Below are 17,554 nucleotides of genomic sequence, written 5' to 3' on the forward strand. Positions count from 1 at the left end.
CTATCCTCTCTTCCTTGCAGCGTCGGCGGCGCGGCGCGCCAGCGCGTCGGCGCGCGGCAACCATGTGTCGAGCAGCTCATCACACGCCGTCTCGAGCTCCTCGGCACGAACGCGATCTTTCATAGACGTGGTGTTCGCAAAGAGCGTCAAGCTCGCGCCCTGCATAGCGGCACGGCAGAACACGGCGCCGCACGCCACGTCGGACAGCAGCTGACGCGAACCCTTGTCGGCCATGTCCTCGAGCAGCGCCAGCGCACGCCCGCAGGCATCCATAATGCGATACGGCGGCATAGCGGCCACATGCAGCGCATCCTGAATCGCGGTCGCTCGAGCCGGATCGTCACGCGGAATACCGTACGCCGCGGACACCCGCCTGTAGGCACGAACGTCCTCGGAAACCAACTCGACAAGCTCCTGGGCCAGCTCATCAGCCTGGGCAAACGCGCGCGTCAGGTCAGCCGCACGATCAGCAAGCGCGGGATTAGTCGCACCGTAGCGGGCAACCATTCCGCACAGCGAGGCGCCCAGCGCGCCCACAAAGGCGCTCGCGCTGCCACCGCCGGGAACCGGCTCGCGCGCGGCCAGCGCCTCGGCAAACCCGCGGCAGGTCTTGTCCATCATCTCTTGGCTCATACGCATGCACCTTCAAGTCATATACATCGGTCGGGTGGAAACCGCCGACCGACCGCATCGATCACATAATGGTGCTAAGTCTAGCCCATAAGTACATAAGCGTCAGCGCACCTGGCCATCGCGGATTTCTATGACGAACGATAGGCGTCGGCACCGCAAACATGGGACACATGGCCCACCTTTCGAGACTTCCGGGCAGCGGCAACTGGGGCATACATATAGGTAAAGAGCCCTATGTTGGGGCAAGCTCATCACGGCACCGGACGACGAATGGAAGAATAACCGCACAGTAAACAAAGACATCATGCGCATGCGTAACCGCCGCCCCAGCGATCCGCGGCACACGATGTCCCTGGCAGACAAGGAGGACGCCACCATGAAGAAAAAGACCCTATCGATCCTTTCCCTTTGCATCGCCCTCTTTGCCGCGTTTGCCCTTGTCGGCTGCGGCGGGAGCGCATCGGGCGGCGGCAGCGCCCCCAAGAGCGAGAGCAAGGAAAAGGCCCCCGTCGCCAAGAAGACCGACTTTATCTGGTTTAAGGTCGAGATGCCCGAGAGCGTTGGCGTGAGCGACTCCGCCGGCAAGAACGCCGACAGGGTCCAGCTCACCTTCCCCGAGAACGAGAACACCACGGTCGACCGCTTCATACCTGTTTGGGAAGAGAAGATGACGGCAGAAGAGGCTCTTGCCGATGAAGGTCGAAAGAGCAGCATGTTCCAGTGGGAAGTTGGCGACCCCGTCGAGTACAACGGCAGGACATGGCTCACCGGAACGTGCAAGGACAACCGCGGCACCCATACCTATCTCTTTACCGACGTTGAGCCGGGAAGCGTCTGCGTTCTCATCGCGAACTTCGACCTGCACAAGAAAGAAGCCGAGGCGCTTCTCAACTCCATCGAGTTCCCCGACGACATGAAGAAAGCAGTTGACGAGGCACGTGAAGTCGAGATTTCGAGCATCGAGATCAAGTAACGGGGCACCCGTACGCGCCTACGCGAACCCGCGTAGGCGCGCCCCATTAAAACAACGGGCGCCCAACCCGGGGAGGGCCGACAGCATCGGCCCTCCCCTCTTTTGCGCCCTCGCATATTGCCACTTGTCGGCGCAAATCCTGCCCCCAGAATGGGACACATGGCCCACCCGAATGAGCTGCTCACGCGTACAGTAAAGACAGGTAATCCATGGGCGGTTACAGATCGAGGAGGACACGACCATGAAAAAGAAGGCCTTTGCGATTCTCACCCTCTGCATCAGTCTCTTTGCCGCAGTTGCCCTGGTGGGCTGCGGTGGCAGCGGCGACGCTACCGGAAGTGGCGGTGGCGGCGGGGCAGAAAAGCCAGCCGTGGATATGAGGACCGACTTCATTTGGTTTAAGGTCGAGGTTCCCGAGGGCGTCGAGATTACCGACGTTGCCGGCGACACCGCCGACAGGGCCCAGTTTAAGTTCACCGAGAGCGAGCACGCCAGCGATCGCTTCATCCCCGTCTTCGATCCTGACAAGAACGCCGACGAGCTGTTCGACTACGAGGCAAAGTGGAATGCCAGCTTTGAGTGGACCGAGAATGACCCCGTCAAGTACAACGGCAAGACTTGGCGCAACGCTTCCTATACACACTCGGGCGGCGTAACGACCGAATACTTCACCGACGTTGACGGCGGCAGTGTGTATGTGCGTATCGACAACGTCGAGGAGCACAAGGACGCCGTCGAGACCATGATGAAGTCTCTGGAATTTGCCGACGACATCGCCGAGGCCAAGACCGAGGCCATGGACGTCAAGCTCGACGATATCGAGATCAAGCGCTAAGCGACTGGCGAGCGCAACGGGAAACACGGTCGCAGTGCAAACAAGCGACGGTACCCCAGCGCTTCGTACCCAGGGAGGGCCGGTAAACCGACCCTCCCTTTCTTATGCCTGTAGCCGACGAACGCGAGGATGCCGGACGCCGGAACCGCCCCAAATGTGGCAACAGTACGAAAACGACAAACACCCCAACACGTCCGCCCACCGATTTATTGCGCCGCGCAGACAATTAAACCAGCATCTTTAAACATCTGGGCAGTATAGTGACCAAAACTATCGCATAACCGCACTCTGCGAATGGAGAAGTTATGACCGAACACCATGCCATCAGCCGCCGAGCGTTTACGCTGGGCCTAGGGCTTGCGGCGTTGTCACCACTTGCAAGCCTGCCCGAAACCGCAGCGCCGGGCATTCCCCTGCGAGCGGCATTTGCAGACAACACACCCGCACCGTCGGACAGCCTCGACAATTTCGTCATTCGCCTTCGCCCCGCGGGCTATTTTCGCACCGCGAGCGTCAACCAAGACGGCAACGTTCGCGGCAACGTCTGCCACCTGTTTAACGACGGCACGTCCAGCAAGCTCATCCTTGAGAACGTAACGACCAAGAATGACGATACAAACTGGTATGCTATCCGCACCTTGCTCAATTTCGAAGAGCATAAAAAGACGGGCTACAGCATTTGGTCGGTCGACGACGACTCTGACAAAGATGGAAAGGTCATCCACGTATGGGGCGGCGAGTATGACAACAAGCCCAGCCGCGCTTTTGCGTTCGAGCGTCAATCAAACGGAACCTATATCATCCGAGACCGCACGGTCGAGAAAGAAACCGAGAAAAAAGACATTAAGTACCTGGCAATAGAATCGAACGGCGAAGACCAGGACAACAATAAGATCTGCCATAAGAGTAAGAGCATTCCGTGGGAGCTCGAACTTATCGGTTACGACATGAAAAAGAACGATGCCACGGTTAGCAGCCTCGACTGGATCACGTACAGCAGCTACGTCGACGGACCATGTTGGATGAAATACGTCGACGACAACAAGTTCCTCGACGAGCTGAGCATCCCGGGTACGCACGATTCGGGCACCTGCAGCGTGGACAACGACACTGAGCCCCAATCCTCGCAAGTAAAATGCCAGCAGGATTACATTCCCACGCAGTTGCTCGAAGGCATTCGCTATTTTGATATCCGGCTCGGAAAGGGCGATGACCCCGGCATCGACCACGGGATTTTCTACCTACTCAAAAAAGACGGGAACTATCTGCATCTCTCCGATGTCATCGGGTACTTCAAAACGTTTTTGAACGAAAACCCGTCAGAAGCGCTCATCATGCTCGCATCGCGCGGCAACGATGAGGCTACCGACGAAAGCATAACGACGGCCTTCGCCAAGGTTATGGCCGATAACCCCAACCTGTTCTACACGTCGAGCCACGTCCCCACGCTGGGCGAGGTGCGCGGAAAGATCGTCCTGCTGCGTCGATTTGGGCTCGCCGGCAACAGCGTAAGCGGCCACACGTGGGGCCTCGACCTCACCCAATGGGATGACAAGATCAAGGCGCATTCCGGGCAGTCGATGTGTCTCGTCCAAGACGCGCGGGGATTTGAAGCCATAGGGGAAACGGGCAATGAAGAGCCCTATTGCACCAAGGTATATGCCCAGGACAAGTACAAACTCACGGGAACCGACAAGCTCAGCTGGGTCGATAATGCGCTGAAGGAAACGACCGGGCGCACGTGCAACAAGGTGGACGTCGTGGACGATGCCGGGGCCAATGTGCCAGTCCAGGAGCGTTGCTGGTCTATCAACTACACCAGCTGCACGGGCTTGTCGCACGGAGGCAATCCTTTTACCTCGGCACGAGTAGTCAACGAGCATCTGTACAAGAGCCCGTACATCAATCCCAGCGGCACCGAGGATACAAAGTCAGATTACCTCAAGCACATTGGCATCATCGCATCCGACTTTGTTGATGCGGCGCTGGCCCGGAGCATCTACCAGCGCAATTACGATTACGATACACAGCACAAGCAGACAGCTTCGTACTACCTCCCGACCTGCATGCGCATGACGTACGGCGACTCGCTGAGCGATGCCTCGCTCCAGGATGGCAAGACCGTTGGCGAGGGCCATTTCCGCCTCGTCAACAGCAGCAACGTACTCAACGTGGCGGCTTCGGGCCATGCGTTTGCCATCGAATATGTTGATGTCGATGCTCTGGGTAACGAGACCGTCACGGGGCTGCAGGGCTCCGTGCCCATCGATATCGATCCACGCGCGCTGACACCCCATTTTGAGGGACTCGAAGGCCTTAAGGCCGGCGAGGACGTGCGCGCCAAGATCACGGCGCTGCTCGACGGCAAGCTCGAAAACGATGCCTGCACGGCTCAGCTCGAGTTTGTGCACGACGCGGACGGCGCTCCGGGCACGGCAATGGTCGAGGGCGAGGCATTTACCGCGGGAACGTACTGGGTGCGCGCGAACGGTCTTTTGGGCGACGCGGCGCAAAACTACAAGCTTGCTAATGACGGAGCCGCGAGCTTTACCGTAGCGGCCTCGAGCAGTGCAGGCGGCACCGGCACCGACGGTGGCACGGGTTCCAACGCAGGCAGCGCTGATAAGAACGGTAAGGGCAACAAGGGCAAGAACTCGGGCGGAAAACTCGCCGACACGGGCGACGGCTCTGGCATCGCCGCCGGGCTCGCTGCCGCCGCCGTAGCGACAACGGTCGCCGGCGCGGCAATGCTTGCCAACGACCGCGAAAACGCTGGGGACGGTAGCGAATAGGCAAGCCGGCCTTTTAGACACATCGACTCAATGGGGGGCGCAGGACACCGTTCTGTGCCCCCGATTTTTACCTTGGCCCGAACGCCGCCATAGGCTACATCACCATGTTCAGCGCGTTAACAAACTCCTGGGCCTTCGCACGGCTGCTCAGACTAAAGACGCAAGCGGTTAACAGTCGATTGCGCAGAAAAACATTGCGGCCTTTGATTCTATTGACGCCCGTGATGACCTTAAGGTAGACAATCTCGGTGTGCTTGCCACCAAAAGTGCCCTTCTTGAGCACCTCAATACGGTTGGGGTAGATCTTGACGTCTTTATACCTACCCGAACCTTTGTCCTGGAATAGCAGCGTGTTGTTGTCCATACGCGTCACTCCCGTGGGGTTCGCTAAAACTGCCTCTATGGTCACATTTTAACCACCGCAAGGCTCCCATGCGAAGGTGCCAAACAGCACAGTAATGCGAGTCCGCGCGAGGCTTTAAACTAAATGCGATAAAGATGCATTCCACAAGAGGAAAGTGGGGCGACAGTGATGGGTGAACTGGTAAACCGTGGAGAATCGGCAATCGTGCCCGAAGGTTTTTACAAGCAGGTCTCCTCGATTCTCAACGCCGCTCGCGACAAGGCCTATACCGCCGTTAACTTTGCGATGGTTGGGGCATATTGGGAGATCGGCAAGAGTATTGTTGATGAACAGGGCGGAGAGGAGCGCGCCAAGTATGGCGATGCACTGATCGACGAACTTGCCGTTAGATTGACTAAGGATTTTGGCAGAGGCTTCAACGCCAGAAGCTTAAGATACATGCGTCAGTTTTATCTTGCGTTCCCAATCCGGAACGCGCTGCGTTCCGAATTGAATTGGACACATTACCGCAGGTTATCGCGTATAACCGACCCTGATGCTCGCACCTGGTACATGAACGAATGCGCCGATTCTCGCTGGAGCACGCGTCAGCTCGAACGCCAGATCAACACCATGTTCCGCGAGCGCCTACTTGCCAGCAAGGACAAAGAGGCCGTCACCCAGGAAATCCAAGAGAGCGCCCCGGCTCGTCGCCCCGAGGATATCATCCGCGACCCATATGTACTGGAGTTTTTAGGTTTCTCGGACGATGCTACGTTTCGCGAGAGCGATCTAGAGCAGGCGCTCATCACGCATCTTCAGAAGTTCCTGCTGGAGCTTGGCCGTGGCTTCGCTTTCGAGGCGCGCCAAAAGCGCATCACCTTTGATGGACGCCATTTCTATATTGACCTTGTTTTTTACAACTATCTGATGCGCTGCTTCGTGCTCATCGACCTTAAGACCGATGACCTTACGCATCAGGACCTGGGCCAGATGCAAATGTATGTGAACTACTACACGCGCGAGCTCATGAACGAAGGCGACAATCCGCCCATAGGCATCGTGCTCTGCGCGGACAAAAGCGATTCGATCGTCGAGTACACGCTGCCCGAAGACAACGACCAAGTGTTTGCCGCCAAATACCTGCCGTATCTTCCAAGCAAGGAAGAGCTGGCGCGCGAGCTGAGTGCCGAGTACCGCGCCATCAACGAAGCGACTAATGGCGAAGTGCAAGGATAGCGGCACGTTGCGACCGAAACCACCGCACGCGTGCGAGCCGTCCCGTGCTGCGCTTCCCTACTTCCCAAAGATCGCAGCGAGCAAGCCCTTGCGTTTGGGCTTTTCTTCTCGGTAGGAACCCTCGGCGACCGCTGCAACCTGGCGCGGTTGCTCGCCGTCTCCACGGCGCACGATCTGGTATAGGAACGGCGATTTAACGTATTTGACCTCGATGGGCGTGGCGTGCACGGTACTTTCGCCGGACAGATGCAGGCTCGGGTTGAGCGGCGCCACCACATGCGTCTCGCGCTTGTCACTAAACACCACCGCAGCTGCACGACCCGTCTGGCCGTTCACAGCGATACGCACCTGCTCGCCATCGCGGCCATCCGTCGCCGGGCGATCGACAAAGTAGACCGGCAACATCACCAGGCCGTCCTTATGCTTTCGAGCCTTGCGTGCCCAGGTTCGGATGCTCTTTTTATTGAGCCCCAGTACCGCCTCGGCATCGTTGCCGGCAATGTCGAGCGCCAGCTTATCAATGACCACCTGGTCCTTGGTAGACGCATCGACCGAGACGACACGGAAATCGCCTTCCTGCATGGCGGGATCGAACGGACCGACCTTGGCAAAGTCCCACGGCTCCAAAATGCCCATGAGGCGAACATCCAGGTAGTTTGCCCTGGGGTATGCCCAGTCGAGCACCTCGTAGTACACCAGGGTTTCCTTGCTCAGGCCCTTGCCCGGGAAGGACGCCATCATGCGCAGGTCCGCGAGCGCCATGGGGAAGTAGAAGAGCATCATGTCGTTTTGGATTGCGTCTTCCACGTCGTGCCCGGCAAAGGCTTCCGCATACTGGCGCACCAGCTGCAGCGCGTTGGCACGTGCCTGCTGCGGCGAAATCTCGCAGGGAATGCCCTGCTCCGGCACATATTCCGCACCCACGCCCATGGTCAGACGCTTGCTAAACGTCCCCGGCTTGAGCAGGTCGGCAATGCCGATCTTGTTGCCGCAGGACGGGCACTCGAACACACGCTGGGTCGACTCGCCCTCAAAGGACGCTCCGCAGAAGGGGCAAGGAATGCTCACATGCGTGGCCTCTTGGAACTCCTGCGCCGTGCCGCGATCCTCCCACAGCAGATGTTCCAGAACCGACTGATTGCGCCAGTGCGCATTGAAGAAATACCAGTCCGGGTCCTCCGGGCGCTCGAGTTGCGACACATGCGTGAGCTTGAGCAGTCCATCCACCACCGTCAACGGCGTATGGCGAATGCCCAGGGCGCTCTTGGGCTCCCCCGCATCAGCCTGCCACGGAACGACCGTGCCGCAATAGGCGCACTCAAAGCTGCGCTTAGCCTGGTGCGAGTACATAGGGCCGCCGCAGTTTTGACATTTAATGGCAAACATCTCGTCCATGGAAACGTCCTCCTTTGCACAGGGGCTGTCGACATTAAGTATCTCGAGCAAGCAGGCACATGCCCATACCCATGTGGCCCAAAATGGACCACCCAGGCAGACGAGAAGGCTCGCTCGTTAGCACCGGCAGACTATTGCTGCATTTTCTGAGCATCGGTGCACGGCGCCCCCGCGCGAGCTACACTATCCCCTTAAACATGATTGTGAGGACGACCGCTATGCTATTTGTAAATCGGCTGGTACATACGCTTGTTCCCGGCAGCGAGAGCGAGCCGGTCGATACATCTTGCCGCACCAACGTGGGCTTTTCCGCAAGCCTCGTCTGCATTGGCCTCAACATCACCCTGTGCCTGGCCAAGGGCATCGCGGGCCTGCTCGCCGGCTCCGTCTCCCTCATCGCCGACGCTTTCAACAACCTCTCCGATGCCTCGAGCAACATCGTGAGTCTGCTCGGGTTCCGCCTTGCCAGCCGCCCGGCAGACGAAGGCCACCCCTATGGCCACGGTCGCTATGAGTACCTAGCCGGCCTGTTCGTCGCCGTCCTGGTTTGCGCCGTCGGCATCAACCTGGTGCTCGAGTCCGTTACCAAGATCATCAAGCCCTCGCCCACCGCTTACACGCTCGTTTCCCTTGCGGCACTGGCTACGTCCATGCTCGTTAAGCTCTGGATGGCCGCGTTCAACCGCACGCTGGGGAATCGCATCGACTCCGAGACGCTCATCGCCACAGCGCAGGACTCCAAGAATGACGTCATCACCTCGGGCTCGGTCTTGGTGGCGGCGCTTATTTCGCAGACGACTGGCTTTGACCTCGATGGCTGGGCAGGCCTGGGTGTGGGCATCTTCATCTGCATCAGCGGCATGGCCCTGGTGCGCGACGCCATCAGCCCGTTGCTGGGGCAAGCGCCCGACCCCAAGCTCGTCCAGGAAATCCGCGACAGGATCATGTCGTACCCCCAGGTCCTGGGCACGCACGACCTCATGGTGCACGACTACGGCCCGGGCCGCCAGTTTGCCAGCGCACACGTCGAAATGCCCGGCGAGGGCGATGCCTTTGAGCACCACGAGATCCTGGACACCATCGAACACGATATCAAACGCCAGATGGGCATTGGCATTACGCTGCACTGCGACCCCATCGCAACAACCGGTGACGACCTGCGCGGCTGGGTCAAGCGCGGCGTAGCGCAGATCGACCCTGCGCTCTCCATCCACGACTTGCATGAGCACGACGACTTTGTTTCGTTTGACCTGGTGCGTCCCGACGGCTTTGACATATCCGACGAAGAGCTGCTGGAGCTCGTCACGCGCATCGTGCACGAGCGCCGGCCCGATGCATCATGCGTCGTTACGTTTGACTCGGGCTTTAGCTCGCCCGAGCGTCCGGCAGAACAGCTGTAGCCCGCTTAACAGCTAGTTACCCTGTGCGCCCGAAATGCCGTTTTGCAGAGCGTCCCAGGCATTGGTAGCCATATCGCCCAGATTCTGAGCCGTATCGCCGAGGTTTTGCGCCGTATCGCCCAGCTCTTGCGCCTTGTCTCCCAACTCCTGCGCCTTGTTGCTCAGGTCCTCCAGTGTGTTGGAGCTCGAGCTGTCCGTGGCGCTTTGGCCGCCGGACGAGTTGCCATAGCTGTTCTTGTGCGTGAGCTGAATCTCCAGGTTGCCGTTGTCGTTATAGTAGGCATTCGTAACAACCCAGTTGGAATCGATGACGGGCGTTGAGCCATCGTCGGTCAGGATCACGGCGTTCGAAAGGTCGGCTCCGCGCGACTTGAGGAGCTTCTTGGCGTTGGACCAGTACTGTCCCGGGATATCGCTCAGGTCGACGGCAGCAGACTGGGTGGTCTCGGCCTGCTCGGTCGTGGCATCGGTCGTGGCGCCCCGCTTGTTGAGCATGCCCGACACGATGGCGAACACGACCGACAAGGCAAAGAAGATCGCCAGCACAATCAGGATTTTCTTGATCACGCTCGACGGACGCGACGGTGCCTTCTCCTCGTCCTCACCATACTGCGGAATCGATTTGGGATACTCGCGATACGGCTGGCGCGCATGCGGATCGCGCGACTCATAACGAGACTGAACCTGCGCCGTGCGCGGCATATACGTCGTCTGCTGAGGCTGCGGAATGGGATTATGCGGCAGGTTGTTATAAGCATCTGTCGCCGCATTGCCATACGGGTCCGGCGCCGCATTGTCATACGGGTCCTGCGGTGCATAATCAAACGGATCCCGTGGTGTATCGCCGTAGCCAATAACCCGTGTGGGTTCGGCAGACGCCTGCGTCGCATCGGGAGCAGCATTGCCGGGATTCGGCACGATACGGGCCACATCGGCGCTGCCGCCAGCCTGTGCGGAGCCATATCCGCCCATCACGGTCGTCTTATCCTGGTCCATGCAACGTTTCCTTTCCGTCGCCTGCAAGCATCAAGTTATCCATGCATTCTACCCGCGCAAAAGCCTATGATGGGCAAAGCCCGCCGGTATCTACAAGACATGCGCGTGCCTAAGGATCAAAAAGCCCCGCCGGGCCTTGGTAGGCGCGGCGGGGCGGGCAAGCGGCTATGAGCAGCAGGCTTAGAACAGGCCGGTGATGTTGCCGTCGTTGTCAACGTCGATATTCTCGGCCGCGGGAACCTTGGGCAGACCCGGCATAGTCAGGACGCTGCCAGTCAGCGCGACCACAAAGTGGGCACCGGCGGAAACCTTGAGCTCGCGCACGGTGATGCGGAAGCCCTCGGGGGCGCCCAGCGCCTTGGCGTTGTCGCTAAAGCTGTACTGGGTCTTGGCGACGCACACCGGCAGGTTGCCAAAGCCGTTCTCGCGCAGCTCGGCGAGCTGACGCTTGGCAGCCGGCGTAAAGTCGACGCCGTCGGCGCGGTAGACCTTGGTGGCGACGGCCTCGAGGGCATCGGCGACATCGGCGCCGTCCTCGTAGGCAAACTTGAGCTCGCTCGGCTGCTCAATCAGGCGCATGACCTCATCGGCCAGGTCGAGCGCACCCTCGCCGCCCTTGGCCCAGACCTCAGAAAGCTTGACGTTAACGCCGAGCTTCTGGCACTCGGACTCGATGAGCTCGAGCTCGGCCTCGGTGTCCGTCGGGAAGCGGTTGATGGCGACCACACAGGGAAGACCATAGACGTTCTGGATATTGTCAACGTGGCGCAGCAGGTTGGGCATGCCGGCCTTGAGGGCCTCGAGGTTCTCGTCGTTAAGGTTGGCCTTGGCAACGCCGCCGTTGTACTTAAGCGCGCGGGCGGTGGCGACAATCACGACGGCGCTGGGGCGAACGCCCGTCATGCGGCACTTGATGTCGAGGAACTTCTCGGCACCCAGATCGGCGCCAAAGCCTGCCTCGGTAATGGCGACATCGCCAAAACGCATAGCCATACGCGTGGCCATGATGGAGTTACAGCCGTGGGCGATGTTGGCGAAGGGACCGCCGTGGACAAATGCGGGCGTACCCTCGAGCGTCTGCACCAGGTTGGGCTTGAGTGCATCCTTAAGCAGCGCGGCCATGGCGCCCTGGGCCTTAAGGTCGCGTGCGCGGACGGGCTCGCCGGCATAGCTGTAGCCGACGACGATCTCGCCCAAGCGCTCCTTGAGGTCGTTGATGCTCGTGGACAGGCACAGGATTGCCATGACCTCGGAGGCAACGGTGATATCGAAGCCGTCCTCGCGCGGCACGCCCTGGGCCTTGCCGCCAATGCCGTCGATAACATGGCGCAGCTGGCGGTCATTCATGTCGACGACGCGCTTCCAGGTGATGCGCTTGACGTCAATACCGAGCTGGTTGCCTTGCTGAATATGGTTGTCGAGCATGGCGGCCAGCAGGTTATTGGCGGCACCGATAGCGTGGAAGTCGCCGGTAAAGTGCAGGTTGATGTCCTCCATGGGGATGACCTGGGCCCAACCGCCGCCGGCGGCACCGCCCTTTACGCCAAAGACGGGACCGAGCGAAGGCTCGCGCAGGGCCACGGCGCTCTTGACACCGCGACGGCGTAGACCATCGGCCAGACCGATGGTCGTGGTGGTCTTGCCCTCGCCGGCGGGCGTGGGGTTGATGGCGGTCACGAGGACGAGCTTGGCCTGGTGATTGGTCGGCTCGTTGAGCAGTGAATAGTCGACCTTAGCCTTGTCGAAGCCGTACGGAATCAGGTGCTTTACGTCGACACCGGCGTTCTTAGCCACCTCGGTAATGGGCAGCGGCGTGACGGAACGTGCGATTTCGATGTCAGTAGGCATGGACGGTCCTTTCGTTACCGGATGAGAAAAAGACCAATTCAGCATAGCACGGGCGCGCAATAGTAAAACACCCGTAACCGATGAATGGCGATATGTTTATCCAATGCTCAGCGATAGCCTACAGACCAGCCAAAACAAACCCGCCTCTAAACGGCTGGCTCGATGCCCAAGTGCTCAAAGGTGCGCAAGGTTGCCTGGCGGCCCTGGGGCGTGCGAATCATCAAGCCGCACTGCAGCAGATAGGGCTCATAGACATCCTCGAGCGTACCCGGGTCCTCGCCTACCGCGCTGGCAAGGGTCGTCAGACCCACGGCACGGCCGGAGAACGTCTTGGCAAGCGTCTCCAAAATTCGAATGTCCATCCAGTCCAGACCAAGCTCGTCGATCTCGAAAAACTCGAGCGCCTGACGGCAAATATCAAGCTCAATAGGACCGTTGCCGCGCACCTGCGCATAGTCGCGCACGCGCTTGAGCAGACGGTTGGCCAAGCGCGGCGTGCCACGCGAGCGCGAGCCGATCTCGAGCGCGCTCGGATGGTCTATCGTCACGCCCAAGATGGTCGCCGAGCGCGTCACGATCTGAGCAAGCTCCTCGACCGTGTAGTAGTCCAGGCGATACGAAATGCCAAAGCGGTCGCGCAACGGGCCGGTCAGCATACCCGAACGGGTCGTTGCCGCCACCAGCGTAAACTTGGGAATATCTAGGCGAATCGAGCGAGCGGCCGGGCCTTTACCGATCACGATGTCGAGCGCAAAGTCCTCCATAGCGGGATACAGGACTTCCTCGACCGAACGGTTAAGACGGTGGATCTCGTCGATAAACAGCACGTCACCCGGCTGCAGGTTAGTCAGAATGGCTGCCAGGTCACCGGTACGCGCGATAGCCGGACCACTCGTCGTCTTGATCTGAGCGCCCAGCTCGTTGGCGATAACGGTAGCCAGCGTGGTCTTGCCCAGGCCCGGAGGACCCGAGAAGATCACGTGATCGAGCGTCTCGCCACGGCTCTGCGCCGCCTCGATCAGCACGCGCAGGCTCTGTTTGATATGCTCCTGACCGCAGTAGTCGTCTAGGCGCTGGGGACGCAGGGTACGGTCGACATCGAGGTCTTCGGGTGTCAGTTCCGAGCCCACCATGCGCTCACCGTGCGCCATGGATGCCGCCGGCGAGTTGCCGGGCGTCGCCCACAGGTCCTGAGAGTCATCGGCTTCCCACATCACGCATCCATTCCGAGTCGCTTAAGCGCCGCGCCGAGCAGGTCCTCGACACGCATATCCTGCCCATCATACCCGCTCAGGGCAACCTCGGTCTCCTGCGGGCTAAAGCCCATGGAAAGGAGCGCCGCGCGGGCATCATCGATCGCCGAGGGAGTGGCGGCGGGGACCGGCATCGCAACCTGACCGGGGATTACGTCGACCGGAACAAAGCCCTTGTCCTTGGCAAAGGTACTCTTGAGCTCTAAGATGAGGCGCTGGGCGGTCTTTTTGCCTACACCGGGCACCTTGGCCATGCCCTTGTCGTCCTCGGCCATCACCAGGGAATACAGCTGTCCCACGGTATAAGTGGAAAGCACGGCAAGTGCCAGACGCGGACCGACGCCCGAGACGGAAACGAGCCGATCGAACATCGTGCGCTCGTCCTTGGAGGCAAAGCCAAAGAGCGTCACGGCGTCCTCGCGCACCTGCATACGGGTATAGAGGCGAACCTCGCCGCCGGGCGTAGGCAGCGTGGCGGCAGTGCTGCCCGAAATACCGAGCTCAAAGCCCACGCCCGATACATCGACGACGGCCGAGCTCATCGTGGCCTCGACAAGCGTTCCATGGAGCTGGGAGATCATCAGTATCCGGTTCCTCTCTGTTGATAGAACTCGCCGCCGGTAAGCGCCCGGGTACGGCTTAGGTTAACGTGACAGATGGCGCAAGCCAGGGCATCGGCGGCATGGTCTGGGTGCGGGTCGTGATCGAGCTGTGTGAGCGTACGAACCATATACGCGACCTGCCGTTTGTCCGCGGCGCCGGTGCCCACAACAGCCTGCTTAATCTGCATGGGCGTATACTCGCCAATCTCGAGCGCGCACTCCGAAAGCGCCACGAGCGCGGCACCGCGGGCATGCGCCGTGGGGATGGCCGAGCGAACGTTAGCGCCAAAGTAGATGCTCTCGATAGCCGCGGTATCGGGACGGTAGCGCTCGACGACGCCCTTGAGGTCGCGGGCGATATGCGACAGGCGCACTGCGAGCGGGCTGCCCGCGCTGGTCTCGATACAACCGTAGGCACGGCAGCGAACCTCGCCACGCCGCTCCTCGATAATCCCCCAACCCGTATGGGCCAAACCAGGGTCGATACCCAAGATAACCAAGCCGACCTCCCCTCGCCACAAGCGCAGCGCAAGACAAGGCCCCGCGCATCATTCACGAACGTCTGTTCTAGAATAACACAACGGGGTCAAGATGCTTAGATGAAGTATCGGGGCTGAGAGCGAATCCCATCCCCAGTTTAGTTCTGCGAGAAAAAGGGGAACTGCCTCGGATCCACCGGCGGATGCGGCATCGGGCCACCCTGGGGACTACCTTGCGAGCCGCCCTGACCGCCCATCATCTTATCGATGGCGTCCTGAACCTCGCCCTCGAACTTTTTCATTCCCTCGTGCAAACGACGCTGACCGTCCTCAGAGCGCAGCTCCTCCATCTGCTCGGGCGAAATACCCAGTAGCTCGCCCAGCACGCCCATCATCTCGTTTCGCACGCGCTCGCTCGTATCCTCGTCGGCAAAACGGCGCACCTCGGCGCGCGCCAGCGAATCGACCGTCATACGCTCCTTGCCGTTAAGCCCCAGGTCGGACCACGCGAGCATGTACGGCCAGGAGCGCTCGGCAAACGAACGGGCCGAGACGATCGGCGCCGTCGGCAACATGCGGCGGGCAGCTTCACCCTGTCGAGCGAGCATCAGGAGCAGCGAGCAGGCCTCAGGCTTGCCAGCGACCATCGGGATATCGTCGAAAGATCGATTGCGGTCCACGTGCGCCTCGAGCGCGCCATCGACCTCACCCGGCTCAAGCCCGCCGAGCAGCTGTGCCGCGCGGTCGAGCATATCGACCGGACCGTCGAGCGTCGAGAGCGCCTGCGCCAGCACACGCTCCATGCAATCCTCCACCGCGTTGAGCGTCACGAGCTCTTGGGGCACCACAGAAGACGTGCGGTTGCGCACACGCGCCACAAACTCAAGCGTCGACAGGTACACATCGCCAAAAGGCGCGTAATCGCCCTGATAGCCGCCGCAAAGCGCCGGCGCCGCCAGCGCGTACTCGGTTTTGGACAGCGGGCTCAGCGCCATCGCACCCAGCTCGAGCGCCGTGTCCTCCAGCATGAGGCCCAACGTGCGCGAGCGCAGACGCTCGGCATCGCCCGCCGACACGTCGCGATCGAGCACACGCGCCGCATCCGGTGCATCGCGCTCGACGGTGCGAATGTGCAAACGCTCGGCGATGGCGCGGACGGCGGCACAGCGGGCAGCCTCGGCCTCTTCCTGCGCCGGCGTAAAGATACGGTTGCGCCCCAGCACCAGGCCAATCACATTACGCGGGCCCAGAGCGTCGACGGCCAGCGCCGCCAGCAAAGACGACGGCAAGTCACCCTCGAGTGCCATCACAGCACGCGACGCACCGTGGGCTCGGGCGTTGTCGCGCACGGCGAGCACCAGCGCCTGCCACAGCCACTCCTCGGAACGGAACTCGGGCAGTTCGTGATCTTCCAGGGCATCGAGCATCACGCCACGCTGAATCTCCTGAACCAGCAGGCTCTCCTCAAAACACGGCGCCTGGGCCACCACGCGACCGCAGTCGTCGAGCACAAACGAACCGCCGGTATACACCGACTCGTCATAGGCACCGACCGGCGCCATGCAGGCAAACCACACGCTGCGCTTGGATGCGATCTTGCGGTAGGCGCCGCTGCGAACGGCGGCAATGGCGGCAGTCTCGCGGTCGGTCATGTCAAACGCGTTGAATTGGAAATACGCGATGAGGTCGACGCCGGTCGGCAACATCTCGAGCTCGCGGTCCAAGTCAAAAATCACGGCGATGCGCACGCCGTCCACGTCGAACACCGGCGGCGCCCAACGCGTGTCGTTGTTCTCGCCACGCTGCAAAGCAATGCTCGAACGCGCCGGCACCACATGACCGTCCTTGAGCATCATGTAGTCGAGCAGCGGCTGGCCCTCAAACGAAACCGCCGCGGGCACGATGCAGATCATGTCAAGCTCCTGGATACGCTCGGCGACACCAGTCAAGCCGGCAAGCATGTCGTGCTCAAAGTCGGCAGCGCCCACCAGGCCACCGGGCATGGCGCCCATAAAGAGCGGAGCCGGAACGCACAGCACGCGCGCTCCGCGCTCGTGGGCCAGACGAGCCTGGTCCTCGATGCGGCCGCAAATGCCCTCAATATCACCCAGGCGCATATCGATCTGTGCAAGCGCGAGCTTCATGGCTCAGCCCTTTCCGTCGTAAACCATCGAAATCGTAGTAAAAGCGCCGGCCGCATAATGCAGTCGGCGCTTGCATGTGCATATGCTAGCTATGATACCCCGAGCGGGGGCGCGCTCCTAGAATGTCGCGGACCACAGCCCGTGCAGGTTGCAGTAGGCGTAGACGGTACCGGTCTTGGAGCCGCCCGCGAAAAACGTCGCGGGTTTCATGCCGGGCTCAAGGTAATGGACCTCTAAGCGGCCCTCGGCCTCAAGGGCGATCCACTCAATGTAGTGCTCGGGCAGGCTGGGGTGCTCGACCGAGCCAACGCGGGCGCGAATCACATGACCGTCGCGCTCGGTCTCGACAACAGGCACGTGCTTCTCGTGCGCCGCGTCCTCAGTGTTTGCGGTCAGTTCCGTGCAACCGGCAGGGGTTGCAACGTCGTTGCCAAGAGCGGCGATGAGCTTACCGTCGGGGTCCTTAAAGAATTTCGCCATGATGTTCTCCTTTGCTGATGTGCCGATGTTCTTGATGGTTCTTATGCCCAAAGGCAGACGAACCATCCACGGCATTGCAAATGAACACATAACGGATCAGGCAAGCGGTCAGGCTAAAATGCGTCGACCGTCCTGCCCACTC

The 17,554-nt window shown here is 60.5% G+C and carries 15 protein-coding genes; 5 read left to right on the forward strand and 10 right to left on the reverse strand.

What is annotated here, in order from left to right; all coding sequences use genetic code 11:
* Positions 1 to 633 carry a cyclodeaminase/cyclohydrolase family protein gene (locus ABCP74_RS02205; RefSeq protein ID WP_343000681.1) on the reverse strand — a complete coding sequence of 211 codons (633 nt, stop codon included), beginning with the start codon at positions 631 to 633 and terminating at the stop codon, positions 1 to 3.
* A gap of 376 nt (positions 634 to 1,009) precedes the next feature.
* On the opposite strand from ABCP74_RS02205, the gene ABCP74_RS02210 reads away from it, so the two are divergent.
* The 3 genes from ABCP74_RS02210 (at position 1,010) to ABCP74_RS02220 (ending at position 5,233) form a co-directional block, all read left to right on the forward strand.
* Positions 1,010 to 1,606 carry a hypothetical protein gene (locus tag ABCP74_RS02210; protein ID WP_343000680.1) on the forward strand — a complete coding sequence of 199 codons (597 nt, stop codon included), beginning with the start codon at positions 1,010 to 1,012 and terminating at the stop codon, positions 1,604 to 1,606.
* A 241-nt stretch (positions 1,607 to 1,847) separates the two neighbouring features.
* Positions 1,848 to 2,441 carry a hypothetical protein gene (locus tag ABCP74_RS02215; RefSeq protein WP_195621080.1) on the forward strand — a complete coding sequence of 198 codons (594 nt, stop codon included), beginning with the start codon at positions 1,848 to 1,850 and terminating at the stop codon, positions 2,439 to 2,441.
* A 305-nt stretch (positions 2,442 to 2,746) separates the two neighbouring features.
* A complete protein-coding gene (locus tag ABCP74_RS02220; protein WP_343000679.1) occupies positions 2,747 to 5,233 on the forward strand; it encodes a phosphatidylinositol-specific phospholipase C in 2,487 nt (828 codons plus the stop codon).
* 94 nt (positions 5,234 to 5,327) lie between these two features.
* On the opposite strand, the gene ABCP74_RS02225 is transcribed toward ABCP74_RS02220, so the two are convergent.
* Positions 5,328 to 5,597, reverse strand: a complete 270-nt coding sequence (locus tag ABCP74_RS02225; protein ID WP_217107993.1) for a hypothetical protein — start codon at positions 5,595 to 5,597, stop codon at positions 5,328 to 5,330.
* A 168-nt stretch (positions 5,598 to 5,765) separates the two neighbouring features.
* Between ABCP74_RS02225 and ABCP74_RS02230 the strand changes: the two genes are divergently transcribed.
* Positions 5,766 to 6,815, forward strand: coding sequence for a PDDEXK nuclease domain-containing protein (locus tag ABCP74_RS02230; protein WP_217108061.1), 1,050 nt, complete (start codon positions 5,766 to 5,768; stop codon positions 6,813 to 6,815).
* A gap of 57 nt (positions 6,816 to 6,872) precedes the next feature.
* Here ABCP74_RS02230 and ABCP74_RS02235 read toward each other — a convergent pair whose 3' ends face one another.
* Positions 6,873 to 8,210, reverse strand: coding sequence for a TFIIB-type zinc ribbon-containing protein (locus ABCP74_RS02235; RefSeq protein WP_343000678.1), 1,338 nt, complete (start codon positions 8,208 to 8,210; stop codon positions 6,873 to 6,875).
* 218 nt (positions 8,211 to 8,428) lie between these two features.
* Between ABCP74_RS02235 and ABCP74_RS02240 the strand changes: the two genes are divergently transcribed.
* Positions 8,429 to 9,610, forward strand: coding sequence for a cation diffusion facilitator family transporter (locus tag ABCP74_RS02240; protein ID WP_217107995.1), 1,182 nt, complete (start codon positions 8,429 to 8,431; stop codon positions 9,608 to 9,610).
* Between the two features lie 12 nt (positions 9,611 to 9,622).
* Here ABCP74_RS02240 and ABCP74_RS02245 read toward each other — a convergent pair whose 3' ends face one another.
* The 7 genes from ABCP74_RS02245 to ABCP74_RS02275 form a co-directional block, all read right to left on the reverse strand.
* Positions 9,623 to 10,606 carry a hypothetical protein gene (locus ABCP74_RS02245; RefSeq protein WP_217107996.1) on the reverse strand — a complete coding sequence of 328 codons (984 nt, stop codon included), beginning with the start codon at positions 10,604 to 10,606 and terminating at the stop codon, positions 9,623 to 9,625.
* Positions 10,607 to 10,786: 180 nt separating this feature from the next.
* A complete protein-coding gene (locus ABCP74_RS02250; RefSeq protein ID WP_217107997.1) occupies positions 10,787 to 12,454 on the reverse strand; it encodes a formate--tetrahydrofolate ligase in 1,668 nt (555 codons plus the stop codon).
* A gap of 146 nt (positions 12,455 to 12,600) precedes the next feature.
* Entirely contained in the window at positions 12,601 to 13,668 is a 1,068-nt protein-coding gene (ruvB, locus tag ABCP74_RS02255) for a Holliday junction branch migration DNA helicase RuvB (protein ID WP_118079537.1), read from the reverse strand.
* Entirely contained in the window at positions 13,668 to 14,288 is a 621-nt protein-coding gene (ruvA, locus tag ABCP74_RS02260) for a Holliday junction branch migration protein RuvA (RefSeq protein ID WP_217107998.1), read from the reverse strand. The genes ruvB and ruvA overlap by 1 nt, the downstream gene beginning before the upstream one ends.
* A complete protein-coding gene (ruvC, locus tag ABCP74_RS02265) occupies positions 14,288 to 14,809 on the reverse strand; it encodes a crossover junction endodeoxyribonuclease RuvC (RefSeq protein WP_035137351.1) in 522 nt (173 codons plus the stop codon). The genes ruvA and ruvC overlap by 1 nt, the downstream gene beginning before the upstream one ends.
* A 137-nt stretch (positions 14,810 to 14,946) precedes the next feature.
* Positions 14,947 to 16,932: an NAD(+) synthetase gene (locus ABCP74_RS02270; protein WP_217107999.1), complete on the reverse strand. Its 1,986-nt coding sequence runs from the start codon at positions 16,930 to 16,932 to the stop codon at positions 14,947 to 14,949.
* Between the two features lie 117 nt (positions 16,933 to 17,049).
* Complete coding sequence (locus ABCP74_RS02275) at positions 17,050 to 17,412, reverse strand: desulfoferrodoxin family protein (protein ID WP_089572163.1); 363 nt, start codon at positions 17,410 to 17,412, stop codon at positions 17,050 to 17,052.
* Positions 17,413 to 17,554 lie beyond the last annotated feature (142 nt).

This window comes from Collinsella aerofaciens, from assembly GCF_039062315.1.
Taxonomy (GTDB): Bacteria; Actinomycetota; Coriobacteriia; order Coriobacteriales; family Coriobacteriaceae; genus Collinsella; species Collinsella aerofaciens_BG.